The sequence below is a fragment of the Pantoea sp. UBA5923 genome (assembly GCF_002431095.1).
Taxonomy (GTDB): domain Bacteria; phylum Pseudomonadota; class Gammaproteobacteria; order Enterobacterales; family Enterobacteriaceae; genus Pantoea; species Pantoea piersonii.
In genome coordinates, this window is record NZ_DJDN01000011.1 from 471 (window position 1) to 898 (window position 428).

The window sequence follows — 428 nt, forward strand, 5'->3', positions numbered from 1 at the left end:
AGCATGGCGGCGCTGACCCTGCTGCAAAAGCATATTCGCCAGCGTGATTTAGGCAGCCTGCTCGATCGGCTGATAGCGCTGATGCTGACTGAATTTATGACCAGACAGCAGGTAATTGCGCTGGTAAACTACATGCTTCAGGTCGGCGAAACGCCGGATCTGGAATTAACCCTTAGCGAACTGGCGCGGCATGTGCCACAGCATGAGGAACAACTGATGACCATTGCGGAACAGCTGGAGCAGCGAGGCATGGAAAAAGGCAAGCGTGAAGCCAGCCTGGAAATTGCCAGAAATATGCTGAAAAGCGGTCTGGATAATGCATTCGTAATGAAAATGACCGGCCTGACCGAACAAGAGCTAAAACAGCTCCAGCATTAATCGGGCACGCAGAAGAACCGCGAACTTACGCGGTTCTTCTTATATTCACC

Annotated in this window: 1 protein-coding gene; it reads left to right on the forward strand. The window is 51.6% G+C overall.

Annotated features, from left to right (window positions below; translation table 11 throughout):
* Positions 1–378, forward strand: a 378-nt coding sequence (locus B3797_RS02435; RefSeq protein WP_311790277.1) for an Rpn family recombination-promoting nuclease/putative transposase, incomplete at its 5' end; no start/stop codon positions are given.
* Positions 379–428: the final 50 nt, after the last annotated feature.